Genomic DNA, 25520 nt, shown 5'->3' on the forward strand with positions numbered 1-25520 from the left:
TGAATCTTCAACTATGAGCGGTCGTTGAACGCGTCCTTAAACCACTCAACATCATTTCCGGTGAAGGCTAACACATCGAACCGGCAATCCACAGTATCAAAACTCCCATTGTGGCGCGCAAGCCACAAGCGGGCGGTCTGTAATAATTTGTGTTGTTTGCTCCGGGTCACACTCGCCGCCGCACTGCCGAACTGTGCTGAGCGTCGGTAGCGAACCTCAACAAATACGGTGGTGTTGCCTTCACGCATTATCAAGTCGATTTCGCCGCCACGTTCACGCACGTTGGCGGCGATAAAATGCAGTCCCTTGCTCAGCAGCCAGTCACGCGCGGTGGATTCCCACGCGTCACCGGTCTGTTTACTCGTTAACTGGCGGGGACGACTTGTCCTTGCTGGTATTTGAGCCATGATAACTTCCTGTTAATCACACAATCCTGCGTTGCGGTTAAGGCCCCGGTATTACCGTTAATTTCGAAACCCTGCACCTGACGCATTTGCGAGAAGTGGTTGGCAAGCGACCAGGCATCGACACCCATGGCATACATACGCGCCAGCGAGTAGTCGTTACGAACTGCGCCAAGCGCCTGCTGCATGAGAGGGGTATTAGCACCTGCCAGCATTGGGATTTCGCTGTACTGCAAGCCTTCCATCTCCAGACGGAAATCCGGGCCGGCAGTGCCCTGTGCGCTACGAGAGCTGGCGTAAAGCGTTGCTCCGCTCTGGCTGCCGTTGCGCATGGCGATCATCGGCTTAATAAATGCAATTTCTTCCGGCGTTGCCAGAATATACACGGCATCAACACGACCGCTGCCGCCGGTGATTTGCGCATCGGTAGGTGCTGCCGGGATGGTCAGACCGCCAATCGTCACGCCGGGTTGTGCTGGCACAGAGGAGGCCACCGGACTGCCCGTCAGGGAAATCCCCGAGCCGCCGTTGACGCCCATTTTAAGTTCAGCGGTGGAGCCGAACTTCTGCTGCAATACCACGCCGCCACCCAGCTTTTGCCATTCCTGTGCAAAGGCGTTGGCAACGCGATCGCCTAATGAACTCCGAGGGATCAACAACAGCGGCGTCTGTTTGCCTTGATCGCGGATGTGGCGCGCGGCGTCGCGCGCTTCATCTTCCGGCGACAGGGCGAAGTAGCAGACGTTCGGCAGGTTTTTCACCGACTCCGGCTGGTTAAGCGCCAGGACGTTCAATGGCGTGTTGCTTTTCATCAGCTCTTCAACATTGTTCTTCAGCAGTGGGCCAACCACAATGCTGGCGCCATCCTGCTGAACCTGCGTCAGGATCTGGTTCAGCGGCTGTGATGAAGTGTCGTAAATTTTCAGCTCAGCGGACGGATTCGCCGGTGCGCTGGCGGTTGTTGGCTGAGCGGGTGCTGCGGGCTGCACTGCCGGTGTTTCTGGCTGAGCTGGCGTCTCGTTGGTCAGATCGCTTACTGACGCCTGAGAAGGGCTGGCAACGCCGTCAGTTGTTTGCGGCTGTTCCGTGGTTGTCGCGGCAGCTGGAACTGCGGCAGGAGCGACAGCAACAGGGTCTGCTACGGGTTGCGTGCCCAAATTTTTCGCAGCTTCAAAGCCTTGCTGAATAGTCCGGCCAAATACAGCGGCCTGACCGTTCAGTGGTAACAGCAGGGCGATTTTGCTGGTGGAGGCGGGCTTAAAGCTCTGCACGTTAACCAACTGTGTTGGTAACAGTTTTGCTCCTGGGTTTTGCGGATAACGTTTCTGCCAGTCCGCAATACCAGCTTTCATCATGTCCGGATCGTTACGGTTATCGAACCAGACGCGCTGGAGATCCAGCCAGCCTTGCAGCACGTTTTCATCAGCATTGATGACCAGCGCTTGCGCTTGCTCCTGGGTCATGGACGACAGCGCCTGCCAGGTGGCGTCCATATTTTTCTGCTTAGCATTCGCGGCCAGCAGCGGTTCCTGGGCGATCAGGGCGCGCAGCAGCGTCAGAGATGGGCGACCCTGGTTGACGTCGATTTGCGCCTGCCAGTAGCGTGCCTGTTGGTTTTGATCGAAATCGGCGGGAGTTAACTTATCCAGCAGGGCCTGTGCGCCAGCGACATCTTTCTGCGCGAGCTTAATCTCGACGGCCAGCAGTGACTGCTCACGCTGCTGGGTATCGCTTAGCTTCTGCGGTAGCTGGTTAAACAGTTCGATTGCCTGCTGGCTCTTGCCTTCTTTCAGCAGTGCACGAATGGCGAGTAATTGCCAGTTGGTCTTGCTATCATCTGAGCTTTGCTGCATTTGTTGCAGATAAAAGCCGGAATCAGCCTGCGCAGTGCCCTGCATATGGGCTGCACTCTGGTCTGGCGCCTGGGTGCCACAGCCTGCGAAAATCAGTGCTGCCAGAATGACTGGTAGCGCGCGTGCGGCTTTCAAACGAGAAAATGTTGAGGGTACCATACTGTATCCAGTGATATTTTTTTACTCAATGCTCAATATTAAATCGGCAATACGGACGACACAATGAAACAACACGAATCGGCGGATAATTCTCAAGGCCAACTCTTTATTGTACCTACTCCTATAGGAAATTTGGCTGATATTACCCAACGAGCGCTCGAAGTTTTACAAGCCGTTGATTTGATTGCCGCTGAAGACACTCGTCATACAGGATTATTGTTACAACACTTCGCGATTAACGCGCGTCTGTTCGCGCTACATGACCACAACGAGCAGCAAAAGGCCGAAACGCTGGTCGCGAAGCTCAAAGAAGGACAAAACATTGCGCTGGTTTCCGATGCCGGAACGCCGCTGATTAACGATCCTGGCTACCATCTGGTGCGTACCTGTCGCGAAGCGGGGATCCGCGTTGTTCCTCTGCCTGGTCCTTGTGCGGCGATTGCTGCCCTGAGCGCTGCAGGCCTGCCTTCAGACCGTTTTTGCTATGAAGGATTTCTGCCTGCCAAATCGAAAGGGCGTCGTGATGCGATGAAAGCCATTGAGGCCGAGCCGCGTACGCTTATTTTTTATGAATCTACCCACCGCTTGCTGGATAGCCTGGAAGACATGGTTGCCGTGTGGGGCGAATCCCGTTACGTGGTGCTGGCGCGCGAGCTGACCAAAACCTGGGAAACTATTCACGGTGCACCGGTCGGTGAATTGCTGGCGTGGGTCAAGGAAGATGAAAACCGTCGTAAAGGTGAAATGGTGCTGATTGTCGAAGGGCATAAAGCGCAGGAAGACGACCTTCCTGCCGATGCGCTGCGTACGTTGGCCTTATTGCAGGCAGAACTGCCGCTGAAAAAGGCCGCCGCGCTGGCTGCTGAAATCCATGGCGTGAAAAAAAATGCGTTGTATAAGCACGCGCTGGAACAGCAGGGAGAGTAAAAGTGAGCACCTACCAACCGCCTTTCGTGGTCACTCCATTGATCCTCATCCAGGTCATTGAAATTGGTGAGTTGATGGGGCATTGGGCTGCGATGGCTGGTAGGGCATCTCCTCTTTATCTCTGCTTTGCAGGAGGGATTGGGAAAACCATCAGCCTTGTCGGAAGAAATGTCGGCTGATTTACTGGATATAGACAAACGCATTCTACAAATATTGTCGAATCAGCCGAGCAGATCCGCCAAAGGTATCGCTAATGAGTGTGAAATCTCAGTCCGGACCGTAGAACGCTATCTGAAAGCGTTGCAGCTAAAAGGTAAACTGCAACGCGTTGGCGCGACAAAAGGGGAGATGTGGCGGGTAATTTAAACGACCAGCAGTTCAACGCCTGTTTTGGCCAGCGCTGATTTATCCTGTTTGCTGATACTGTCGTCGGTTATTACGCAGTTAATCTTTTCCATTGGCAGCACCTGATTAAAACCACGTCGATTAAATTTTGTCGCGTCCAGTACGGCAATGACCTTATGTGCTGCCGCCGCCATCACGCTACTAATCGAATAACCTTCGTTGAAGGTCGTAATACCGTTAGTAGCATCAATCCCGTCAGCGCCCACGAACATCAGGTCAGCGCTTATTCCTTGTAGGGAACGTTCAGCGATAGTGCCATGCATTGAATGCGTTTTGTGGCGCACAGTGCCGCCGCAGACGACCAGCGTAATGTCTTTGTTTTCCGATAACGTGAACGCGGCAGGCAGGCTATTGGTAATAACGGTGATATTACTTTTTCGGTTTAGCGCTTCAGCAATCAATAAGGTGGTGCTTCCGCTATCCAGAATTACGGTCATTCCTTCCTCAACCATTGCCGTTGCGGCCTGGGCAATCCGTTTTTTGGGATCGCTGGCAAGCTGATACCGATCTTCTAATAACACTTCCTGATTGTCACCTTCAGCCAGATGGCTTCCTGGTTTTGCCGCACCGCCGTGAAAACGGGTGACCAGACCCTTCTCTTCTAATAACCGTAGGTCGGCGCGAATGGTTACTTCAGAAATACCAAAGGTATTCGAAAGGTCCATTACCAGTACGCTGCCTTGCGTGTTAATCAGGTCGACAATTTTATTCCTTCTCTCAAATGAGTTCATATTGATTTGCCTGATAATTTAATTATCACTAGTTTAATCGAAGGATTGCGAAAGGTGAACGCTAAATTTCGAAAGTAAATGTGAGCCAGCGCAGGTTGCTGGCTCATGGGTTCAGGATAGTTTGAGTAGAATTTTTCCTTGCATCGGCGCGCCGTGGAGTGACTTGACGGTGCTGGCAAAGCTTTCGGCATCGCCAGTGTGAGCAATTAACGGCTCAAGCTGTAGGCGTTTTTCCGTCAATAAACGGGCAGCGGTTTCCCACTCTTCTCCAGGCCATGGGCTGGAATAGTTCATCCAACTGCCAAGAATGGTTAATTCTTTACGTAATATTTGCCCAAAGACACCTGAAGCAAGCGTCAGATCGTGATGCAATGTGCCGACTAACGCTAGTTGAGCACGAGGGCCTGCAATCTCAATCGACAGCGTCACAGTTTGCGGGGTTCCCGCTGTTTCCAGCACGAGTTGGTCAAACTGAATATTTTCCAGGCCCGCGTGGATCTCAGCCGCACTCATCTCACGACTATTAAACACATGGGTTGCCCCCAGTTCTTTTGCTAATGCCAGCTTTTGCGGGTTGATATCAATCGCCGTGATACTTTTTGCACCGAGTTCACGGGCACATTGCATTGCCAGCAAACCGATAGTACCAGCACCAACGATAATCACATTTTTCCCTTCGCATCCCTGAGCCAGATGAAAAGCATGCAGACCGACGGTAATCGGTTCAATGAATGCGCCATCATCAATCGGCATATCTGAAGGCAGGCGGAACAGGTTGGCGCGTTTTACAACCACATATTCTGCGTTCCCGCCTTCGCTTCGTGAACCGACAAACTGATATTGTTTACATAACGAGAAGTATCCCCGCTCGCACTGAGGGCAATGAAAGCAGGGAAGCAGCGGTACGCAGGCCACGGCATCACCGGGTTGTAAGTCGGTTACGCTTGCGCCGTAGGACTCAACATAACCACTGAACTCATGCCCGAGCGTGATTGGATAATAGTGCGCACCATGATTGAAGATACGGGGAATGTCTGAGCCGCAAAGCCCTGAACTGACCACTTTGACCAATACATCTTCATCAGTTTGCAGTTGTGGTATGGGACGTTCTTCAACGCGTACGTCGCCCTCAGCGTGAATAACCACTGATTTCATAAGTGTCTCCAGAAATGTGAAGGGGAGCAAATGCTCCCCAGAAATTAAGATGCGGTCTGGCTTTCCGTTATGGCTGCCGCTTTTTCAGCCGCCACGAAATTACGTGCCCGACGCCAGGTCAGCAATACACCCAACAGGTATATAGCAGCGATGATGATGAAGCCCACCACGTTCTGCCAGGTGAAGAGCTGGATTAGCAGCCAGGTGATTGGGGAGCCGCCCTGATCCATTGAGGCCACCATGCCACCGGCTTTCAATGCGCCTGCATTAGCGGCAAGCTGGGTATGTAAACCAATAGTTTGTGTGGCTATCCACAGGGTGATACCCATAATGATGACGCCAGAGATCAGCGTGCGGAACAGGTTCCCCTGATGAACGGCTACCGCCATGGCGACAAAGAAACCAATGGTCGCGAGATCGCCGAATGGCAGAACCTGGTTTCCGGGTACCAGAACAGCAATCAGAATGGTCAGCGGGATAAAGATTAGACTGGCGGAAACCACCGACGTATGGCCGAGCAGTAGTGCAGGATCCAGACCGATTAAGAACTCCTGTCCGCCAAATTTTGCCTGCAGGCGTTTACGGGCATGTTTAGCAATAGGAGTCAGGCCATCCATAATCGGTTTAATGACACGCGGCATGAGCAACATAACGGCAGCCGTTTTCACCGCCAGTTGCAGCACAGCTTTAACGTCATATCCAGCCAGCATGCCGATCACTAATCCCATCACAAAACCGACGGTTACAGGTTCGCCGAAGGGTCCGAAGCGTTTTTGGACATCATCCGCGCTGAAATGAATGCGGTTCAGTCCGGGGATTTTTTCAATGATCGTATCAACCAGGACAGCTATCGGGCCCAGGTATGCCGAGGAACCGTGTGGAATGGCAATGCCTTCCAGGCCAAAAAAGTCGCGCGTGTCTTTGGCAAACCAGTCACCCAGTTTATAGACGAAGGCGGCATGAACAACCACGCCGAGAAAGCCCAGCCAGTATGAGCCGGTCGCCAGATGCAACATGGCACCGGTAAACGTCATATGCCAGATATTCCAGATGTCGACGTTCACCACACGGGTCATGCGGGTAACCAGCATCAGGATATTCACCCCAATGGCGACTGGAATCGCAATTAACGCAATTTGCGAAGCCCAGGTCATTGGTGATGAGCCAGGCCAACCGACATCGATGACATGCAGGTTGATTTGAAATTGTTCTGCCATTGCTTTTGCGGCAGGGCCAATAGAGTCCAGCATCAGGCCGATCACCAGACCGATACCGACGAAGCCAATCCCGATATGCAAACCTGATTTAAAACAATCCCCGAGCTTCATTCCCAGCAATTTTGAGAAGATGATGATCACTAACGGCAGCATAACCGTTGGACCTAAGTCGAGGATATAACGCATTATTTCGCTAAACATGGCGTTACCCCACGAGGATAGTCAGTATTTTTTGCTGTAATGCTTCGATACCCACACCTGAAACAAAAGGCATGCCGTGGACCACTGGGATATCGCCAAACGTACGGTCAACGCGGGCGGTGGTACAGATAAGATCCGCTCCATCCATATAGGTTTCGATTTCTGTTACCCGACATTGAACCAGGTCGAGTTGGATATTGTTGGCTTCACAGAGTTCTTTAATTTCTTCTGCCGCCATTGTTGAAGTTGCTACAGCACCGCCACAGGCCACAATTACTTTACGTTTCATAGGGTATTCCTTTTATTATCAGTTTTTTATCAAGCCTGTGCGCAGGGCTCAGACTCAAGGATTTTTTCCCGAAAGAGCATGGCCAGTTCTGCATCAGGCGCATTCAGCAATGCTTCAATGGTGTTCGGGTTTTGTAGCTCACTAAACAGACGACGCAGGAGCTTCAGCTGCGCAGTCGGGTTCTCAACGATTAAGGCGATAATTAAAGAGACGGCTATCTCTTCGTCATCATCTGCTTGTTGAAAGTTGACCGCTGTATCCGGGCGAATCAGATAGATAGCAGGGGATATCGCATGCACAGCTTCACAATGTGGAATCGCAACGGCATGACGTTCCAGCGCTATTCCGGTTGGAAAAGTTGCTTCACGCTCAATCAGGGCCTGCGGATAGCTTTCATACACGACCCCTTTGGCCAGCATCTCCTCCCCAATATGTGTCAGCGCATGCTGACACGAGCTAAAGTTAATTCCTGTTCGAACAAAAAGTTGGCTCATATATTCTCCAGATTTCAGGCAATTACTGGTGCGCAACCAAAGCGATAGGCGCGCAGAACGTCCTGGATTTTGTCGATAATCAGATTGTGTGGTGTGGCGGTTAACGTCCCTTCTGTCAGGCGTTCAAATTGCACGGGCATAAACTGGCTAATGAGTCCCAGTGGTAAAGCGATGTCATTAAGGTTGGTGATTAATTTCTCTACACTTTGACGAATGCGGGGATGCGGCCAGTAGTAACGAATACGGTCGGAGAGGCTGAAGTGAATATCGACCATCGCCTGGCTCCAGGTTGGGCGATAATATTTTTTCCAGTAGTCCGGTTCATTCAACATTACTTCGTCAATTACTTCCAGAACCCGGCTCCGTTGTTCTGGGGAGATCAGTTCATTTTCCATTTGCGCAAGAGCAAAAATAGCTTCGCGCAGGGCAAAGGTGAGTGCCGGACCCACTTTCAATATTGCATAGTGATCGCGTACCAGAGCACGGTATGCCTGGCGGGTTTGATAATCGGTAGAATGCGCTTCGTAGACCATTGGTGTCTCTTTTATCCAGGCGGATAGCGCTTCTGCTGCTTGTGGTTGGTAGTGAATGATTTGGGTGTGATCGAACTCGACGCCGGGTTGAACCACAATGGCGATTACACGAGTTAACGCCTCTTCAAGCCCTAATGCGCGGAAGGCAACCTGATGGGTTTCCAGTGTCCGGGCGGCATCTTCTTCGCGTGTGACATGAACGGTGCCAATGGTGCTGGCTTCTCCGCCTGGTACGGGAACTTCTGTTCCAATAACGTAAGTCAGATGGTGTTTCTGTTCTTCGGTTGCCGTTGTTTCTGCGGCCTGGCAAAGTACGGCTGCTCGCTGGGCAACAACCATTGGATCTAACGGCGTTGGGTCGTCAGCACAGGACATCGAAGCATCAAGATGGATTTTGCTGAACCCTGCGGCAACGTAAGCTTTGATTAAGGCTACGGATTTTTCCATCGCTTCTGCCGCAGGTTCGTTTTGCCAGCAGTTAGGGCCGAGATGATCGCCACCCAGAATCAGCCTTTCGCGAGGAAAACCAACCGCTTGTGCGATGCTATAGACAAAGTCACGGAAATCAGCGGGTTTCATCCCGGTATAACCACCAAACTGATTAACCTGATTAGAGGTCGCTTCGATTAGAACTTTCGTGTTCGTATTGAGATCAAAACGTAATGCAGATTCAATAACCAGCGGATGGGCTGAACAAACAGAACAAATACCTAAATGCTCACCTGCTTTATGACGAGAGATTATTTCTTTCACTTCTATCTCCGATATCTTTTGTTTATCTTCATAATATTTTTGGATTGAAGGCAAAGGGTAAAAGCATCTTTCGTGATCCAGCTTTAAAAACAGACCTTTGTCAGAACCCGTACAATTCGAATTAATTAATCAATTACAACTTTCCTTCGCAGCCGCAGTCGGCAATCACCTTACGTACTACCTCTTTCATGGCCGCTTTTGCTGGCATCATGTAATGCCGTGGGTCGTTCGCATCGGTATGTGCGCTCAGGTAGGTTTTGAGTGCGCCGGCAAAGGCGATTTTAAGTTCGGTAGCGACGTTAACTTTGCAGACCCCTAAGGAGATTGCGCGCTTAATATCATGTGTAGGCAGGCCAGATGCGCCATGTAAAACCAGTGGGATATCAACGTGCTGACGAATCTCGGCTAGTCGATCGAAATCCAGTTTAGGTTCAGCGTTATACAGACCATGAGCTGTGCCAATCGCGACAGCCAGTGAGTCGATACCCGTTTTTTCCACGAACTCCCGAGCCTGTTCTGGGTGGGTATATAGCGCGTCTTTTCCGTCCACGATCAGGTCATCTTCTTGCCCACCCAGCCGTCCCAGCTCAGCTTCAACGCTAACGTCATAGCGGTGGCAGTAGTCTGTTACGTGTTTAACTAATGCAATGTTGTCGGCAAACGGCAGATGGGAACCATCGATCATCACGGAGCGAATGCCTGTAGTGACTTTCGCTTCAATATCGGTGGCGCTTTCATGGTGATCGAGATGGACGGCGAGAGGATGGTTCCAGCTTCTTGCCAGTTCACTGGCGATTGCAACGATGTTACCGACCCCGGCATAACTAAAAGTGCCAGGTGTGCCGGCGACGATCAACGGAGAGCGTAGTTCGGCTGCTGTTTCCACGACAACCTGTAAGGTCTCCAGGTTGTGAATGTTAAACGCCGGTACGGCATAGCCTTCTTGCTGCGCCTTCTTCAGCATCATTTTGCTTGAGATGATAAACATACTTCCTCCGAAGTCTTTCGATTTCTTTCTTCGAAATAAAGTATAGGGTTTCGTAACGTTTTTTTGTGATTTCGATCTGATAAATGAAAGTTTCGAAAGAAATGGGAGGTTTACGAAAGGTTGCGGCGAAAAAAAAGCATGCCCGAAGGCATGCTCATTAAGAAAATACGGTAGATAATCAGGTCACTGGCGCCGGGTTAAACACCGCCAGCTGGTTATGCAGTCCCCACTGATCCGAGAAGGTTTTCTTACGCCCGCTGGCAACGTCGAGAATAAATTCGAACAGTTTCAGACCCACGTCTTCAATGGTTTCTTCTCCGGTGGCGATGGTGCCCGCGTTAATGTCCATCAGGTCAAACCAACGGTTGGCCAGCTCGGTGCGTGTCGCCATTTTAATCACCGGTACGGCCATCAAGCCATACGGCGTAGCGCGACCGGTGGTGAACACCTGCACGGTGATCCCGGAAGCGACCTGCTGTGTACCGCAAACAAAATCACTGGCGGGGGTTGCAGCGTAAATCAGGCCACGTTTGGTTGGACGCTGACCCGGCGACAATACTTCGACAATCGCGCTCTTGCCAGACTTGGCAATCGAACCTAGCGCCTTTTCCACCACGTTTGCCAGACCGCCTTTCTTGTTGCCCGGAGAAGGGTTGGCACTGCGATCCGTTTTGCCCATATCAAGGTAGTTATCGTACCAGGCCATCTCTTCGAGCAGGCGTTTACCGACTTCTTCGTTAATCGCACGTGGGGTCAGAAGGTGGATGGCATCGCGCACTTCTGTTACTTCAGAGAACATTACGGTCGCGCCGCAGCGTACTAACAGGTCGGAGGCATAGCCCACCGCCGGGTTGGCCGTCACGCCGGAAAACGCATCGCTACCGCCGCACTGCATGCCGACCACCAGTTCTGAAGCCGGGCAAGTTTCACGTTGGCGCTGATTGAGCTTTGCCAGATGATGTTCGGCCACTTGCAGAATATCGGTGACCATTGATTGAAAGCCGACGTGCTTTTCATCCTGCAGGCTGACGATACTGGCGCTGTCGACCGGAATACTTTTCACATCGTGCGTGCCTTCCAGCAGCCGCTCTGGCTGCAGTTTTTCACAACCGAGGCCGATGACCATCACTTCGCCGCCAAAGTTCGGATTTAGCGCAATATTGTGAATGGTACGAATCGGAACGATGGCAGCTGGGGCATTAATCGCCACACCGCAGCCGTACAGATGATTGAGCCCCACCACACCGTCAACGTTCGGGTATTTGGGCAACAGATCGCGTTCAATGATTTTCACCACATAGTCCACCACGCCCGCCACACAGTGCACGCTGGTGGAGATGCCGAGCAGATTTTTGGTGCCGACGCTACCGTCTGCATTGCGGTAACCTTCAAAGGTGTAGCCCTCAAGAGGCGGCAGCGGCTCTGGCACTTTAGTTGCCAGCGGCAGCGTCTCCAGCGGCGGGGCTTTGGGCAGCTCAACCATTGATTCATCAATCCAGCTGCCACGTGGGATATGGCGAACGGCATAGCCTATCACTTCGCCATAGCGCACGATTTCGCCATGAACAGGAATATCCAATAGCGCCACTTTATGACCCTGGGGAATATGTTCAATGAGTTCCAGTCCGTCCGGAAAACGCGTTCCGGCTTTCAGACCATTGTCATTGACAATTATCGCCACATTATCTGTTTCGTGAACTTTAATATAAAACGCCGTTGGCGATTCTTGTCTGATTTCGATGTCGGCCATTGTCCAGTATTCTCCAACAAGGTGGTGATAATAGTGTGGATATTTATATTTTGAATCTAATTGTAAGTAATAAAGATTCGGTATCGTGAAATAAGAATGTCAGGAGTTTAACGTGAAGAATGTGATGATGATCACTTAAACTCAGCAAGGCCACGTCGCCAGGGGTAGCAATACGTAAATGTGTGCATTAGCGCCCAGGCATGTGTGCATATGCCCAAAACATTAATTAAATAACGCTAGTTTAATGAGCGTTTGAACAATGATTAACGTTGTGTTGATGATTATACTAAATCACGGTTTCATAACGCCTGATAAATTATTATCTATTTCTATTATCGGTAATTTATCACGAGAAATACCCACAAAATAATAATAAAAACCTTTTATGTGCCCGAGGTAAATAGAATGATATTGGATACAGTTGTCGAGAAAAAGAAAGGTACGCACACCCGTTATTTAATATTGCTGATAATATTTATTGTTACAGCCGTTAACTATGCGGACCGTGCGACGCTGTCTATTGCCGGAACTGAAGTGGCGAAAGAGTTACATCTCAGCGCCATCTCAATGGGTTACATTTTCTCCGCCTTCGGCTGGGCTTACCTGTTGATGCAAATCCCCGGCGGCTGGCTGCTGGATAAATTCGGCTCTAAGAAAGTCTACACCTACAGTTTGTTCTTCTGGTCACTGTTTACCTTCCTGCAGGGCTTTGTGGACATGTTCCCGCTGGCCTGGGCGGGTATTTCAATGTTCATCATGCGCTTTATGCTGGGCTTCTCGGAAGCGCCATCCTTCCCGGCTAATGCCCGTATCGTGGCGGCCTGGTTCCCAACGAAAGAGCGCGGTACGGCATCTGCGATTTTTAACTCTGCACAGTATTTTTCCCTGGCGCTGTTTTCCCCGCTGCTGGGCTGGCTGACCTTCGCCTGGGGCTGGGAGCACGTCTTTACCGTAATGGGCGTGATTGGTTTTGTGCTTACCGGACTGTGGGTAAAGTTTATTCATAACCCAACCGATCACCCGCGCATGTCGCAAGAAGAGTTGAAGTTTATCTCTGAAAACGGCGCGGTCGTGGATATGGACCATAAAAAGCCGGGCGATGTGAAGTCAGGTGGTCCTAAACTGCATTATATCAAGCAGTTGCTCACGAACCGTATGATGCTTGGTGTGTTCTTTGGCCAGTATTTTATCAACACAATTACCTGGTTTTTTCTCACCTGGTTCCCGATTTACCTGGTTCAGGAAAAAGGTATGTCGATCCTGAAAGTGGGCATGGTGGCTTCGATTCCGGCACTGTGCGGGTTTTTCGGTGGCGTGCTCGGCGGCGTGTTCTCTGATTATCTGATTAAACGTGGTTTCAGCATTACCCTGGCGCGAAAGCTGCCGATAGTGCTCGGCATGTTGCTCGCATCGACCATTATTCTGTGTAACTACACCGATAATACCGCTCTTGTGGTGGCGCTGATGGCGCTGGCTTTCTTCGGTAAAGGTTTCGGCGCGCTGGGTTGGCCGGTGATTTCCGATACCGCGCCGAAAGAGATTGTCGGTCTGTGCGGTGGGGTATTTAACGTATTTGGCAACGTGGCTTCCATCGTCACCCCGCTGGTGATTGGGTATCTGGTGAGCGAGCTGCACTCATTTAATGCTGCGCTGATGTTTGTAGGGTGCTCGGCGCTGATGGCAATGGTTTGCTACCTGTTTATTGTCGGTGACATTAAACGTATGGAATTGCAGAAATAAACAAAGGTATAGGCGATGAATAACACGATTTTCCCGAATAAGTTTAAAGCGGCCCTCGCGGCGCAACAAATTCAGATTGGCTGCTGGTCTGCATTGGCCAGCCCAATCAGTACCGAAGTTTTAGGTCTGGCAGGTTTTGACTGGCTGGTACTGGATGGCGAACATGCGCCGAATGATATCTCGACGTTTATTCCGCAATTAATGGCGCTGAAAGGCAGCGACAGCGCGGCGGTAGTGCGTGTACCAACCAACGAGCCAGTGATTATCAAGCGCCTGCTGGATATCGGGTTTTACAACTTCCTGATCCCGTTCGTTGAGACGGAAGAAGAAGCGGTTAACGCTGTGGCGTCGACCCGCTATCCGCCGGAAGGTATTCGTGGCGTGTCCGTATCCCATCGCGCCAATATGTTTGGCACCGTACCGGACTACTTTGCGCAGTCGAATAAGAACATCACCATCATCGTGCAGATCGAAAGTCAGCAGGGCGTTGATAACGTTGATGCAATCGCGGCGACAGAAGGCGTTGACGGTGTCTTCGTCGGACCAAGCGATCTGGCCGCGGCGCTAGGCCACCTCGGCAATGCGTCACATCCTGATGTGCAGAAAGCTATCCAGCACATTTTTGCCCGCGCGAAAGCACACGGCAAACCAAGCGGCATTCTGGCCCCGGTAGAGGCGGATGCGCGTCGTTATCTGGAGTGGGGCGCGACGTTTGTTGCCGTGGGCAGCGACCTTGGCGTGTTCCGTTCAGCCACGCAGAAACTGGCTGATTCTTTTAAGAAATAACCACCATCGACAGTAGAGAGAGATAAAGACATGACAATGAAAGTTGGTTTTATTGGCCTCGGTATTATGGGTAAACCAATGAGTAAAAACCTCCTCAAGGCAGGTTACTCGCTGGTGGTTGCTGACCGTAACCCGGAATCCATTGCGGAAGTGATTGCCGCAGGCGCTGAAACCGCCGCCACGGCGAAAGATATCGCTGAACAGTGCGACGTGATCATCACCATGCTGCCGAACTCTCCGCATGTTAAGGAAGTGGCACTGGGTGAAGGCGGCATTATTGAAGGGGCAAAACCGGGTACAGTGCTTATCGATATGAGCTCCATTGCACCGTTGGCCAGCCGTGAAATCAGCGAAGCGCTGAAAGCGAAAGGCGTGGATATGCTGGATGCGCCGGTCAGCGGCGGCGAGCCAAAAGCGATTGACGGCACGTTGTCGGTGATGGTCGGCGGTGATAAAGCGATTTTTGACAAGTATTACGATTTGCTGAAAGCGATGGCCGGATCCGTGGTACATACCGGTGAAATTGGCGCGGGTAACGTCACCAAGCTGGCGAACCAGGTGATTGTGGCGCTGAACATTGCCGCGATGTCTGAAGCGCTGACGCTGGCGACCAAAGCGGGTGTGAATCCGGATCTGGTGTATCAGGCGATTCGTGGCGGGCTGGCGGGAAGCACCGTTCTGGACGCGAAAGCGCCGATGGTGATGGACCGTAACTTTAAGCCGGGTTTCCGTATTGACCTGCATATCAAAGATCTGGCGAATGCGCTGGACACTTCTCATGGCGTTGGCGCTCAGTTGCCGCTGACTGCTGCAGTCATGGAGATGATGCAGGCGCTACGCGCAGATGGATTGGGTACTGCCGATCACAGCGCGCTCGCATGCTACTACGAAAAACTGGCGAAAGTGGAAGTCACTCGCTAACAAGAAGGGCGCGGATGCGCGCCCTGTATTTCTTGCCTTGCGCGGCACAGTCAGGCTACATAACTATGAAAATCGTAATTGCCCCAGACTCTTATAAAGAAAGCCTTTCTGCCACCGAGGTAGCTCAGGCAATAGAAAAAGGATTTCGGGAAATTTTCCCCGATGCGCAATATGTTTCTGTTCCGGTTGCCGATGGTGGCGAAGGAACGGTCGAAGCCATGATTGCCGCGACGCAAGGGAGTGAACATTCAGCGCAAGTAACGGGGCCGCTGGGCGAAAAAGTGAATGCCTGCTGGGGCATGTCCGGAGATGGTAAAACCGCGTTTATCGAAATGGCGGCAGCCAGCGGTCTGGCGTTAGTGCCTCCTGAAAAGCGCAACCCTTTAGTCACTACGTCGCGTGGCACCGGAGAGCTGATTTTGCAGGCACTGGATAGCGGTGCGCAGAGCATCATTATTGGCATCGGCGGCAGTGCGACCAACGACGGTGGCGCGGGTATGGTGCAGGCGCTGGGGGCAAAACTTTGCGACGCCAACGGGACAGAGATTGGCTACGGTGGTGGAAGCCTGATGAGTCTGAACACTATCGATATCTCGGGCCTGGATCCGCGCTTAAAAACCTGTTCCATTCGTGTGGCCTGCGATGTGACTAATCCTCTCATCGGCGATTCTGGCGCTTCGCGCATTTTTGGCCCGCAGAAAGGGGCGACGGAAGAACGCATTCTCGAACTGGACCGTAATCTGTCTCATTATGCCGACATCATTAAAAAATCGCTGCGGGTCGATGTGAAAGATGTGCCAGGCTCCGGTGCGGCAGGCGGAATGGGCGCGGCGTTAATGGCTTTTTTAGGCGCCGAGCTGCGCAGCGGTATCGAGATTGTGACCCAGGCGCTCAATCTGGAAGAGCATATTCACGACTGTACGCTGGTGGTGACCGGCGAAGGGCGGATCGACAGCCAGAGCATTCACGGCAAAGTGCCGGTCGGCGTGGCGAATGTCGCGAAGAAGTACCACAAGCCGGTCATTGGTATTGGCGGCAGCCTGACGCGCGATGTGGAGGTAGTGCATCAATATGGTATCGATGCGGTGTTTAGCGTATTGACCAGCATCAGCACGCTGGAAGAGGCCTTCCGTGGGGCATTTGATAATATTTATCGCGCCTCAAGAAACATCGCTGCCACGTTAGCGATAGGAATGCGCAGTGCGGGGTGACATTGCCCCGCAAACCCTCTATACTGCGCGCCGAAGCTGACCAGACAGTCGCCGCTTCGTCGTCGTCCTCTTCGGGGGAGACGGGCGGAGGGGAGGAAAGTCCGGGCTCCATAGGGCAGGGTGCCAGGTAACGCCTGGGGGGGAAACCCACGACCAGTGCAACAGAGAGCAAACCGCCGATGGCCCACGCAAGTGGGATCAGGTAAGGGTGAAAGGGTGCGGTAAGAGCGCACCGCGCGGCTGGTAACAGTCCGTGGCACGGTAAACTCCACCCGGAGCAAGGCCAAATAGGGGTTCACAAGGTACGGCCCGTACTGAACCCGGGTAGGCTGCTTGAGCCAGTGAGCGATTGCTGGCCTAGATGAATGACTGTCCACGACAGAACCCGGCTTATCGGTCAGCTTCAACTTCTTCTAAAACAATACGTTGGTGTGTCTCAGGCCTTAATAGGTGAAAATGTGACACAGACTGTGATACAAACGAGACATACCAACGGTTGTTCCATCCCGAATATTATTAAGCGTGGCAATCGCTACTGCCTTCATTTCAGGCTATCTACAGGCCGATTCTTTCGCATGTCTTTGGGTAGCGATTCAGCCAACAGAGCAAGATTTATATCTTCTCGCCTCTCTATGTTTATTTCTCTTGTAAAATCGTCCAAGATGGAACCAACGCTATTAATGGATATAGTGCAGAAAATGAAGAAGTTAGAACAAGACGATATTGATAAGTATTTGCTTGAAATTCAGGCAGGTTTTTATGCCGCAGCGAAAAAAATCCCCTCTACTGTACGTAGTACCTTGCGAAAATCAGGTTCATTGGCCCGTGAAAAACGTATTGCGCTTGATGTTGGATTGCTACTTGATGGAACCTTCAAACAAGATGTTGAGCCGCTATCGACAGATTCAGTTATAGAACAACTTGGTAGCCAGTTTGATCTTACGGGCATGGAGGATGAACTCGATAATGTGGCTTCACAGTATGACCTCCTCTGGAGACACTATTGCGATGCACATATAGCCTTTATGGATCAGCGACATTCTGATTACCAACAGATTGTTAACTCCATGCGCCCAGACAACCACTATGCGCCTACCGTAGCCGATAAACCTGAAGAATCATTGGCCTCTGGGATTACTTTATCTAAGGCATGGCAGGGATTTCTCGCATTTAAGTCTGATTGGGTGCCTAAGATTCGACAGGGTAATGAGAAATATTATGAAGTGATAGAGATGGTTCTTGGTGCTGATACGTTAGTTACTGAAATCACTCGGCGCGATATTAAACACTTGCTTGAAGTCGTTGAAGGTCTTCCTCGCCAAAACAAGAGGCCATACAACAGGATGACTATCCAGCAATGTTTAGATTTGGATGAAGTTCCAGAAGAAGACTTAGTTTCATCAAAAACGGTCAAAGATTATCTGAAACTTTGTCAGGGGTTATTTTCAACCTACCTGACTAAAGAAGAGGATATTCTTGAATTACCGCCTACAAACAACGTCAAGTATGAAGCAAAAAGTCACAGCTACGGCCATTACAATCGTACAGAAATGAGAAAGATGGTAGAACACTTCGCGACATTAGATGGTTGGAATAAATGGGGTTTTTTGTTGCTAGCGTATACAGGGGCCCGTCGTTCTGAAATCGCAAAACTGAGGGTTTCAGATGTGCGCTTGGACGACGATAGCCAACGGTATTACATAATGATCGGAGATAGTAAGACTGAGGCGGGGATTCGACAGGTTCCTATCTCACAACGTTTGATCAATATGGGTTTTTTGGATTATTTGGATAGCAAAAAGGCAGATACCAACTTGTTCCCAGAAATCACTAATACAAGTCAGGTAACGCGGCTTTTCCATGCGATACGTGAGCAATTGGGTATTGATTATCTTGATGATTATAAAAATAGACGTATTGTGCACAGCTTACGTCACACTTTCGTAACTGAGATTCAGGCAAAGCACACCCTCACACTTGTTCAGCAAACGATAGGCCACGAACATTCAAACCAAGGGCAAACCAAGGTTTACACGGGCAAGATGAAAGTTTCGGATTTGCTTCCAGTTGTTGATAGTGTTGATTGGTTTTAGTGATAGTCATTCTAATTCAATGGGGTTGCTGGACCGTAGCCAAGAACTTATCGCTTGTGAAGCATTGAATTAGGCTATAGCAAAAGCGGAAAAATGGCAGAAACAAACCTGAAAAATGCCGACGAAGAAAATAATCATTGAATTGGAATAAAAAAAACAATATGATTCTTGGTTAATTTCTGTTTGTGGCATGTTTTCTGAGTAAAATAAACAAACATTTCTGTCCGTAAAAGCCAGCGCCGGTGCCTGCTCGGGGGTCATCCATTATGCTCGCCGCGTACTGGTTTTTATTATTATCTTAAAGAGATATACCTGGTAAGTGGGGGTTGCTATTTCTGTTCTTAGTAAATTGTCCTTAACTCAATACATCTCACATCACCGTGACAGGGATGGTCGTTACTCTCTGATCCATAGCCCCGTTTACTCACTTGATGGTCTCGAATACCAGCTCAACCACGACCCGGATGACAAAAACAGCAACCCCATCCGTAAAGAGATCATAGATAAATTTATTACTCAGCTTCGCGCCATGCAGTCACACTACCGTGAAGTCTATGGTTTTCGCTTTGACCTATCAGTGCCGGAAGGAATGAGCGCTGAGGAAAGCAATAAATTAATCAGCGAACTGTTCGCCCGCCTGCGTGGCGAGTTTACAGCGAAAGCGTGGAGTAATCAGCCAATCAGGAAATTTGCCTACGGCTGGGTTCGCGAAAAAGAAAAGGCGAAACAGGTACACTATCACTGCTGGATTGCCCTGCCTTACTTCCAGGTCAGAACGGCAGGCTTTGGTGATGATGGAATGATCGGGCGTATCAGCCGGATATGGACTGACCTGACAAACGGAGTTTCAAGGGTTCATCTTCCACATGGCAGATATATAATCAGGCAATGTGACCATGCTTCACTGGTGGAGATGGTTAAGCGAATTTCTTATCTTGCCAAGAATCGCGGAAAATCATCTGATCAGAAAGGACAACCAAAAATGTTTTCCGGTTCCAGATTACAAATGAAAGCATCCTGAATACCATAATCGCTAAATCCTTCGTGTAACGCTCTCTACGGCCTTCAAATCAGGAAGCAGTACCTTCGCATTACCTACACCACAAAAACCGCTCACGATAGCGCTCATTGCGTTTAACGACGCCTTCTCTCATATGCTACAGCTTAACTTTTAAATATAGCACCCCATCACTATCTTTTCCACGTAGATTTAAGCTGGTGTGCGGCTCCGCTGGATTTACTGTCGCCGGAATATTTCGGATTGAATCGCCACAGATAATCTAGACACTTCCGAGCCGTTGATAATACTGGTTTTCATATTCTGTCGGTGACATCTGATCGCTAGAACCATGCCGACGCTTACTGTTATAAAACATTTCGATGTAATCAAAAATATCACTGCGGGCTTCTTCCCGCGTTCCGTAGATCTTTTTCTTTATCCGTTCGCGTTTCAACAACTGGAAAAAGCTTTCTGCAACCGCATTATCATGGCAGTTACCGCGACGGCTCATGCTGCCCTCCAGGCCGTGTGATTTCAGGAACGACTGCCACTCATGGCTTGTGTACTGACTGCCCTGATCCGAATGAACCAGCACCTGTTTTTGGGGATTACGCCGCCATACAGCCATCAGCAGTGCGTTCAGGACAATGTCCTTTGTCATCCGGGATTGCATGGACCAGCCGATAATTTTGCGTGAGAACAGATCAACAACCACAGCAAGATACAGCCAGCCTTCGTGGGTCCTGATGTAGGTTATGTCTGTTACCCAACGCTCATCAGGAGCATCCGGATTGAACTGTCGCTGGAGCCTGTTGGGCGACACGATACTGGCCTCGCCTTTACGTGCCCGCGGGCTCCGGTATCCGACCTGAGCCTTTATCCCGACACGTTTCATCAGTCGCCAGACTCTGTTCACTCCGCACTGTTGCCCGCTGTCCCGCAGATCCAGATGGATTTTGCGATAACCATAGACGCATCCCGATTCCAGCCAGAACTGTTTAATCTGTCCTGTCAGTCTCAGGTCTGCCTGATGGCGTTGAGAATGCGGCTGCTGAAGCCAGGCGTAAAAACCACTGGGATGAACATCCAGCACCCGACAGAGCAGGCGAACAGGCCAGCAACAGGTGTTGTCACGGATAAAGGCGTACCTCAGTCGGACAGCTTTGCGAAGTACGCCGCGGCTTTTTTTAATATGTCCCGTTCGTCGGTAACCCGCTTCAGCTCTTTCTGGAGACGACGGATCTCGGCCTGAGCATCTGACTGTTCTTTATTAGTGGAAGAATCCGGACCGTACTTCTTTATCCAGGCGTAAAGGCTGTGGGTGGTGATATCGAGACGTGTTGCCACGCTGGCAACAGAATAACCGCGATCAACAACCTGTTTGACTGCTTCAGTTTTAAACTCTTCGGGATAACGCTTACCGCTCATGGGCACCTCTCTTTAAGCCATCTTAAATGACTCTGAGGTGTCTGTTAAACCCGTGGCGATTCACATTGCCCGTACAGCAAAAGCTTCAATACGGCTGATAGCGAGTAAATTTCAGGACTATCGTTGTGATACAAAGTGGGATACAGTCTGTGATACAAGACAACACAAACGCCACAGATGCCTGATGTATGGTTGATTTTTCCTGACTTATCGGTCAGCTTCACTCTTTATAAAACCCCGCTTCGGCGGGGTTTTTGCTTTGTAGGTTTTGAATCACCGCACTGGTTGTTATGCCTGATGGCGCTGCGCTTATCAGGCCTACAAGGATGGCAGGAACGGGTTTTGTAGGCCGGATAAGGTGTTTACACCGCCATCCGGCAGACGTTTTCCCTGTCGCGTTATGATTGGTTTAACACGATTCTGGCGTTTATTTTCTCTTCATCTACTCTTTATTTGACCTTTATTTATGCGCTGAACGTCTTTTATTTGAGGGAATACGTTGTGGGATATTTCTAATTTTGTGACGACCAACACAAAACGCTGCGCGATACGTTTTTATCGAGAATAATCGAACGCAATCGATCGCCATCACAAAATTACTTGCTAATAAATCGCACAAAATCAGTGTTAATGTGATGTTACATATGATAATTGTTTGTGTTTTTTAGATTGAATTTTAATAAATGTAATGTTTCTTTACAAACAAATATGGCGAAAAAATGTGATGCATAACGTTATTTAATCGCCATAATCATTAAAATATAATTAAATTTGATAAGTTGTTTATTAAATTTAAGCGCCATCTTGCCTGATAATTGTTCTGTAATTGATTGAAATATAGCCTTTCATGGTTTTAAAAAATAGTGGAAAAAATGGAGGTGTTATAGCCATAAAAAATCGTTATCCCCCCATCTTTTTTTGATTAAAGTCAGGATAAAGCGAGATCGATAATTCATATCTATATGATTATTAAGTGATTTAAATTTTAACGATAGTCTTACAAAATGTAAGTCAAGGGGATTTGTGAGGGGTAGCACATATCCTTGTTCGCTTAATTTGGTACACTTCCTGCCGTCAACAAAGTAATTAACGCAGGTCGATATGAATACTATTACACTCCCTAAAACACAGCACTTAGTGGTCTTTCAGGAAGTCATTAGAAGCGGTTCTATCGGCTCAGCTGCAAAAGAATTAGGTTTAACTCAACCCGCTGTCAGTAAAATCATCAATGATGTTGAGGCTTATTTTGGTATTGAGTTGGTAGTACGTAAAAATACTGGTGTGACATTGACTCAGGCAGGTCAGGTGATGCTCTCATGGTCTGAATCTATTACCCGTGAAATGAAAAACATGGTTGATGAGATGAACAGCATGACGAGCAACGCGGTCGTTGATGTGTCGTTTGGCTTTCCTTCACTGATTGCCTTCACCATCATGTCCGGCATGATTAAAAAATTCAAAGAAGTGTTCCCGAAGGCGCAGGTTTCTATGTATGAAGCTCAGCTCTCCTCCTTCTTACCGGCGATTCGTGACGGACGTCTGGATTTCGCCATCGGTACGCTGAGTGATGAGATGAAACTGCATGATCTGCACGTTGAGCCGCTCTTTGAGTCAGACTTTATCCTGGTTGCCAGCAAGTCCCGAACATGCACCGGCATCACCTTGCTGAGCGCGTTGAAAAACGAACAGTGGGTGTTGCCACAAACGAATATGGGGTACTACAGCGAACTTCTTACCACGTTACAGAATAATGGCATCAGCAGTGAAAACATCGTTAAAACAGACTCTGTCGTTACGATTTATAATCTTGTTCTCAATGCTGATTTCTTAACAGTAATTCCCTGCGATATGACCACACCGTTTGGCTCAAACCAGTTTATTACTATCCCGGTAGAAGAAACTTTACCCGTCGCGCGTTATGCCGCCGTGTGGTCGAAAAATTATCGAATTAAAAAAGCAGCATCTATTTTGGTGGAATTAGCCAAAGAGTATTCATCATATAATTGTCGGAGACGAAGGCAATTAATTGAAATTGATTAAAAATTGAATTTGTTTTAACACGAAATAAACGCCATCTGTCTATATCTGACAATGGTCACGGCTATCTATTTACTTTAATACCCAGGTAAGAGGTTCTAATGCACATTACATACGATCTCCCAGTTGCAATTGAAGATATCCTCGAAGCGAAAAAAAGACTTGCGGGGAAAATTTATAAAACGGGAATGCCTCGCTCTAACTATTTTAGTGAACGTTGCAAAGGGGAAATTTTCCTCAAATTTGAAAACATGCAGCGTACCGGTTCATTTAAAATCCGTGGTGCTTTTAACAAGCTCAGTTCATTAACCGAAGCTGAAAGATGTAAGGGCGTGGTGGCTTGCTCTGCAGGTAACCATGCGCAAGGCGTTTCTCTCTCCTGCGCTATGCTCGGAATCGACGGCAAAGTGGTGATGCCGAAAGGCGCTCCGAAGTCTAAAGTAGCGGCAACCTGCGATTATTCTGCAGAAGTTGTACTGCACGGCGACAACTTCAACGACACCATCGCTAAGGTTAGCGAGATTGTGGAAACTGAAGGCCGTATCTTTATTCCACCCTATGATGACCCGAAAGTTATTGCTGGTCAGGGCACTATTGGTCTGGAAATTCTGGAAGATCTGTACGATGTCGATAACGTGATTGTGCCAATTGGCGGTGGCGGACTGATTGCTGGTATTGCGGTGGCAATTAAATCTATTAACCCGACCATTAAAATTATTGGCGTGCAGTCTGAAAACGTTCACGGCATGGCGGCTTCTTTCCACGCTGGAGAAATAACCACGCACCGAACGACCGGCACCCTGGCGGATGGTTGTGACGTTTCCCGCCCGGGTACTTTAACGTATGAAATTGTTCGTGAGTTGGTGGATGACATTGTCCTGGTCAGCGAAGACGAAATTCGCAACAGCATGGTGGCATTAATTCAGCGAAATAAAGTTGTGACTGAAGGTGCCGGCGCGCTGGCATGCGCAGCATTATTAAGCGGGAAATTAGATAGCTATATCCAGAACAGAAAAACAGTCAGCATTATTTCTGGCGGTAATATCGACCTTTCTCGTGTATCTCAAATTACTGGTTTAGTTGACGCTTAATATACTTCGTTGAGGATAGGATATGAGTACTACTGATAGCATTGTATCCAGCCAGACAAAACAGTCGTCCTGGCGCAAATCGGACACCACCTGGACACTGGGTTTATTTGGTACAGCCATCGGCGCTGGGGTGCTGTTCTTCCCTATCCGCGCAGGTTTTGGCGGACTGATCCCCATTCTGATCATGCTGGTGCTAGCATACCCCATCGCCTTCTATTGCCACCGTGCGCTGGCACGCCTGTGTCTTTCCGGTTCTAACCCTTCCGGCAACATCACAGAAACGGTTGAAGAGCATTTTGGTAAAACGGGTGGCGTGGTTATCACGTTCCTCTACTTCTTTGCGATTTGTCCGCTGCTGTGGATTTATGGCGTCACCATTACCAACACCTTTATGACCTTCTGGGAAAACCAGCTGCAGATGCCAGCGTTAAACCGTGGCTTCGTGGCACTCTTCCTGCTGCTGTTGATGGCATTCGTCATCTGGTTTGGTAAAGATCTGATGGTTAAAGTGATGAGCTACCTGGTATGGCCGTTCATTGCCAGCCTGGTGCTTATTTCTCTGTCCCTGATCCCATACTGGAACTCTGCGGTTATCGATCAGGTTGATCTCAGCAATATCGCACTGACCGGCCATGACGGTATCCTGGTTACCGTGTGGCTGGGTATTTCCATCATGGTGTTCTCTTTCAACTTCTCACCGATTGTTTCTTCCTTCGTGGTCTCCAAACGTGAAGAGTATGAGAAAGATTTTGGTCGCGAGTTCACCGAGCAGAAGTGTTCTAAAATCATCTCTCGCGCCAGTATGCTGATGGTTGCCGTGGTTATGTTCTTCGCCTTTAGCTGCCTGTTCACGCTGTCTCCGGCAAACATGGCGGATGCGAAAGCACAGAACATTCCAGTACTGTCTTACCTGGCAAACCACTTCGCTTCACTGTCCGGTACGAAGTCCACCTTCGCGACCGTGCTGGAGTACGGTGCTTCAATCATCGCCCTGGTTGCTATCTTCAAATCTTTCTTCGGCCACTATCTGGGCACGCTGGAAGGTCTGAACGGTCTGGTGCTGAAGTTTGGTTACAAAGGCGATAAAACGAAAGTTTCTGCCGGCAAACTTAATACCATCAGCATGATCTTCATCATGGGCTCCACCTGGGTAGTGGCTTACGCCAACCCGAACATCCTGGACCTGATTGAAGCAATGGGCGCGCCGATTATTGCCTCTCTGCTCTGCCTGCTGCCGATGTATGCCATCCGTAAAACGCCATCACTGGCGAAATACCGTGGCCGTCTGGATAACGTGTTTGTTACCGCGATTGGTCTGCTGACCATCCTGAACATCGTCTACAAACTGTTCTAA

At 49.6% G+C, this 25520-nt stretch carries 23 protein-coding genes and 1 other RNA gene; 13 read left to right on the forward strand and 11 right to left on the reverse strand.

Annotation, left to right across the window (positions count from 1 at the left end):
- Window positions 1–11: 11 nt before the first annotated feature.
- Window positions 12–407, reverse strand: a complete 396-nt coding sequence (locus tag IB222_RS02765) for a YraN family protein (RefSeq protein ID WP_063941604.1) — start codon at window positions 405–407, stop codon at window positions 12–14.
- Window positions 365–2416 (reverse strand): penicillin-binding protein activator, encoded by a 2052-nt coding sequence (locus tag IB222_RS02770; protein WP_149384977.1) that lies wholly within the window; start codon window positions 2414–2416, stop codon window positions 365–367. Before IB222_RS02770 ends, IB222_RS02765 begins: the two co-directional genes overlap by 43 nt.
- A gap of 63 nt (window positions 2417–2479) precedes the next feature.
- On the opposite strand from IB222_RS02770, the gene rsmI reads away from it, so the two are divergent.
- The 3 genes from rsmI to IB222_RS02785 are packed head-to-tail and all read left to right on the forward strand — an operon-like array spanning window position 2480 to window position 3709.
- Window positions 2480–3343 carry a 16S rRNA (cytidine(1402)-2'-O)-methyltransferase gene (gene rsmI, locus IB222_RS02775; RefSeq protein ID WP_003024942.1) on the forward strand — a complete coding sequence of 288 codons (864 nt, stop codon included), beginning with the start codon at window positions 2480–2482 and terminating at the stop codon, window positions 3341–3343.
- A gap of 2 nt (window positions 3344–3345) precedes the next feature.
- Window positions 3346–3522, forward strand: a complete 177-nt coding sequence (locus IB222_RS02780) for a hypothetical protein (protein ID WP_226804257.1) — start codon at window positions 3346–3348, stop codon at window positions 3520–3522.
- A complete protein-coding gene (locus tag IB222_RS02785) occupies window positions 3512–3709 on the forward strand; it encodes a winged helix-turn-helix domain-containing protein (RefSeq protein ID WP_032934188.1) in 198 nt (65 codons plus the stop codon). Before IB222_RS02780 ends, IB222_RS02785 begins: the two co-directional genes overlap by 11 nt.
- Here IB222_RS02785 and IB222_RS02790 read toward each other — a convergent pair.
- From IB222_RS02790 to garD, 8 genes are all read right to left on the reverse strand, one after another.
- On the reverse strand, window positions 3706–4479 hold the full coding sequence (locus IB222_RS02790; RefSeq protein WP_003828620.1) for a DeoR/GlpR family DNA-binding transcription regulator: 774 nt from the start codon (window positions 4477–4479) through the stop codon (window positions 3706–3708). The genes IB222_RS02785 and IB222_RS02790 overlap by 4 nt on opposite strands.
- A gap of 111 nt (window positions 4480–4590) precedes the next feature.
- Window positions 4591–5634 carry a galactitol-1-phosphate 5-dehydrogenase gene (gene gatD / locus IB222_RS02795; RefSeq protein WP_126317348.1) on the reverse strand — a complete coding sequence of 348 codons (1044 nt, stop codon included), beginning with the start codon at window positions 5632–5634 and terminating at the stop codon, window positions 4591–4593.
- A gap of 44 nt (window positions 5635–5678) precedes the next feature.
- A complete protein-coding gene (locus tag IB222_RS02800; RefSeq protein ID WP_149384976.1) occupies window positions 5679–7052 on the reverse strand; it encodes a PTS galactitol transporter subunit IIC in 1374 nt (457 codons plus the stop codon).
- Between the two features lie 4 nt (window positions 7053–7056).
- Window positions 7057–7341 (reverse strand): PTS galactitol transporter subunit IIB, encoded by a 285-nt coding sequence (gene gatB, locus IB222_RS02805; protein WP_003828616.1) that lies wholly within the window; start codon window positions 7339–7341, stop codon window positions 7057–7059.
- 29 nt (window positions 7342–7370) lie between these two features.
- Entirely contained in the window at window positions 7371–7835 is a 465-nt protein-coding gene (gene gatA, locus IB222_RS02810; protein ID WP_149384975.1) for a PTS galactitol transporter subunit IIA, read from the reverse strand.
- A 14-nt stretch (window positions 7836–7849) separates the two neighbouring features.
- Entirely contained in the window at window positions 7850–9121 is a 1272-nt protein-coding gene (gene gatZ, locus IB222_RS02815) for a tagatose-bisphosphate aldolase subunit GatZ (RefSeq protein WP_003828612.1), read from the reverse strand.
- Between the two features lie 133 nt (window positions 9122–9254).
- Window positions 9255–10109, reverse strand: a complete 855-nt coding sequence (locus tag IB222_RS02820) for a tagatose bisphosphate family class II aldolase (protein WP_063941601.1) — start codon at window positions 10107–10109, stop codon at window positions 9255–9257.
- A gap of 178 nt (window positions 10110–10287) precedes the next feature.
- Window positions 10288–11859 (reverse strand): galactarate dehydratase, encoded by a 1572-nt coding sequence (gene garD, locus IB222_RS02825; RefSeq protein WP_149384974.1) that lies wholly within the window; start codon window positions 11857–11859, stop codon window positions 10288–10290.
- A gap of 405 nt (window positions 11860–12264) precedes the next feature.
- Here garD and garP point away from each other — a divergent pair, with 405 nt between their 5' ends.
- From garP to IB222_RS02860, 7 genes are all read left to right on the forward strand, one after another.
- Window positions 12265–13599 carry a galactarate/glucarate/glycerate transporter GarP gene (gene garP, locus IB222_RS02830; RefSeq protein WP_003828604.1) on the forward strand — a complete coding sequence of 445 codons (1335 nt, stop codon included), beginning with the start codon at window positions 12265–12267 and terminating at the stop codon, window positions 13597–13599.
- Window positions 13600–13614: 15 nt separating this feature from the next.
- Window positions 13615–14385: a 2-dehydro-3-deoxyglucarate aldolase gene (gene garL / locus IB222_RS02835; protein ID WP_008785889.1), complete on the forward strand. Its 771-nt coding sequence runs from the start codon at window positions 13615–13617 to the stop codon at window positions 14383–14385.
- Between the two features lie 30 nt (window positions 14386–14415).
- Window positions 14416–15306, forward strand: a complete 891-nt coding sequence (gene garR / locus IB222_RS02840) for a 2-hydroxy-3-oxopropionate reductase (RefSeq protein WP_071696776.1) — start codon at window positions 14416–14418, stop codon at window positions 15304–15306.
- Between the two features lie 65 nt (window positions 15307–15371).
- Window positions 15372–16517, forward strand: a complete 1146-nt coding sequence (gene garK / locus IB222_RS02845) for a glycerate 2-kinase (protein WP_079938295.1) — start codon at window positions 15372–15374, stop codon at window positions 16515–16517.
- 32 nt (window positions 16518–16549) lie between these two features.
- Window positions 16550–16926, forward strand: an RNA gene (rnpB, locus tag IB222_RS02850) — RNase P RNA component class A.
- Between the two features lie 289 nt (window positions 16927–17215).
- Window positions 17216–18610: a tyrosine-type recombinase/integrase gene (locus tag IB222_RS02855; protein ID WP_223240830.1), complete on the forward strand. Its 1395-nt coding sequence runs from the start codon at window positions 17216–17218 to the stop codon at window positions 18608–18610.
- Window positions 18611–18929: 319 nt separating this feature from the next.
- Window positions 18930–19631 (forward strand): inovirus-type Gp2 protein, encoded by a 702-nt coding sequence (locus IB222_RS02860; protein WP_137360109.1) that lies wholly within the window; start codon window positions 18930–18932, stop codon window positions 19629–19631.
- Window positions 19632–19890: 259 nt separating this feature from the next.
- On the opposite strand, the gene IB222_RS02865 is transcribed toward IB222_RS02860, so the two are convergent.
- A protein-coding gene (locus IB222_RS02865) for an IS3 family transposase (protein ID WP_113772681.1) occupies window positions 19891–21038 on the reverse strand; the annotation gives its coding sequence in 2 pieces (ribosomal slippage) (window positions 19891–20801 and window positions 20801–21038; 1149 coding nt in all).
- A gap of 1101 nt (window positions 21039–22139) precedes the next feature.
- Between IB222_RS02865 and tdcA the strand changes: the two genes are divergently transcribed.
- The 3 genes from tdcA to tdcC all read left to right on the forward strand — a co-directional run bounded on the left by tdcA (window position 22140) and on the right by tdcC (window position 25520).
- The gene (gene tdcA, locus IB222_RS02870; RefSeq protein WP_149384514.1) at window positions 22140–23078 is read left to right on the forward strand and encodes a transcriptional regulator TdcA; all 939 of its coding nucleotides are present in this window, start codon (window positions 22140–22142) and stop codon (window positions 23076–23078) included.
- Window positions 23079–23176: 98 nt separating this feature from the next.
- On the forward strand, window positions 23177–24166 hold the full coding sequence (tdcB, locus tag IB222_RS02875) for a bifunctional threonine ammonia-lyase/L-serine ammonia-lyase TdcB (protein ID WP_003828594.1): 990 nt from the start codon (window positions 23177–23179) through the stop codon (window positions 24164–24166).
- A 22-nt stretch (window positions 24167–24188) separates the two neighbouring features.
- The gene (gene tdcC, locus IB222_RS02880; protein WP_079938296.1) at window positions 24189–25520 is read left to right on the forward strand and encodes a threonine/serine transporter TdcC; all 1332 of its coding nucleotides are present in this window, start codon (window positions 24189–24191) and stop codon (window positions 25518–25520) included.

Origin of the sequence: Citrobacter sp. C13 (genome assembly GCF_014596815.2) — a bacterium.
GTDB classification, from domain to species: domain Bacteria; phylum Pseudomonadota; class Gammaproteobacteria; order Enterobacterales; family Enterobacteriaceae; genus Citrobacter; species Citrobacter portucalensis.

Excerpts from the sequence above, each read along its gene's own strand:
- garP (WP_003828604.1), top strand. The coding sequence starts at position 12,265 with ATGATATTGGATACAGTTGTCGAGAAAAAGAAAGGTACGCACACCCGT.
- garL (WP_008785889.1), top strand. The coding sequence starts at position 13,615 with ATGAATAACACGATTTTCCCGAATAAGTTTAAAGCGGCCCTCGCGGCG.
- tdcC (WP_079938296.1), top strand. The coding sequence starts at position 24,189 with ATGAGTACTACTGATAGCATTGTATCCAGCCAGACAAAACAGTCGTCC.
- IB222_RS02765 (WP_063941604.1), bottom strand. The coding sequence starts at position 407 with ATGGCTCAAATACCAGCAAGGACAAGTCGTCCCCGCCAGTTAACGAGT.
- IB222_RS02790 (WP_003828620.1), bottom strand. The coding sequence starts at position 4,479 with ATGAACTCATTTGAGAGAAGGAATAAAATTGTCGACCTGATTAACACG.
- IB222_RS02855 (WP_223240830.1), top strand. The coding sequence starts at position 17,216 with ATGAAGAAGTTAGAACAAGACGATATTGATAAGTATTTGCTTGAAATT.
- IB222_RS02785 (WP_032934188.1), top strand. The coding sequence starts at position 3,512 with ATGTCGGCTGATTTACTGGATATAGACAAACGCATTCTACAAATATTG.
- IB222_RS02800 (WP_149384976.1), bottom strand. The coding sequence starts at position 7,052 with ATGTTTAGCGAAATAATGCGTTATATCCTCGACTTAGGTCCAACGGTT.
- garK (WP_079938295.1), top strand. The coding sequence starts at position 15,372 with ATGAAAATCGTAATTGCCCCAGACTCTTATAAAGAAAGCCTTTCTGCC.
- garR (WP_071696776.1), top strand. The coding sequence starts at position 14,416 with ATGACAATGAAAGTTGGTTTTATTGGCCTCGGTATTATGGGTAAACCA.
- rsmI (WP_003024942.1), top strand. The coding sequence starts at position 2,480 with ATGAAACAACACGAATCGGCGGATAATTCTCAAGGCCAACTCTTTATT.
- gatD (WP_126317348.1), bottom strand. The coding sequence starts at position 5,634 with ATGAAATCAGTGGTTATTCACGCTGAGGGCGACGTACGCGTTGAAGAA.
- IB222_RS02820 (WP_063941601.1), bottom strand. The coding sequence starts at position 10,109 with ATGTTTATCATCTCAAGCAAAATGATGCTGAAGAAGGCGCAGCAAGAA.
- IB222_RS02770 (WP_149384977.1), bottom strand. The coding sequence starts at position 2,416 with ATGGTACCCTCAACATTTTCTCGTTTGAAAGCCGCACGCGCGCTACCA.
- gatB (WP_003828616.1), bottom strand. The coding sequence starts at position 7,341 with ATGAAACGTAAAGTAATTGTGGCCTGTGGCGGTGCTGTAGCAACTTCA.
- gatA (WP_149384975.1), bottom strand. The coding sequence starts at position 7,835 with ATGAGCCAACTTTTTGTTCGAACAGGAATTAACTTTAGCTCGTGTCAG.
- tdcB (WP_003828594.1), top strand. The coding sequence starts at position 23,177 with ATGCACATTACATACGATCTCCCAGTTGCAATTGAAGATATCCTCGAA.
- garD (WP_149384974.1), bottom strand. The coding sequence starts at position 11,859 with ATGGCCGACATCGAAATCAGACAAGAATCGCCAACGGCGTTTTATATT.
- tdcA (WP_149384514.1), top strand. The coding sequence starts at position 22,140 with ATGAATACTATTACACTCCCTAAAACACAGCACTTAGTGGTCTTTCAG.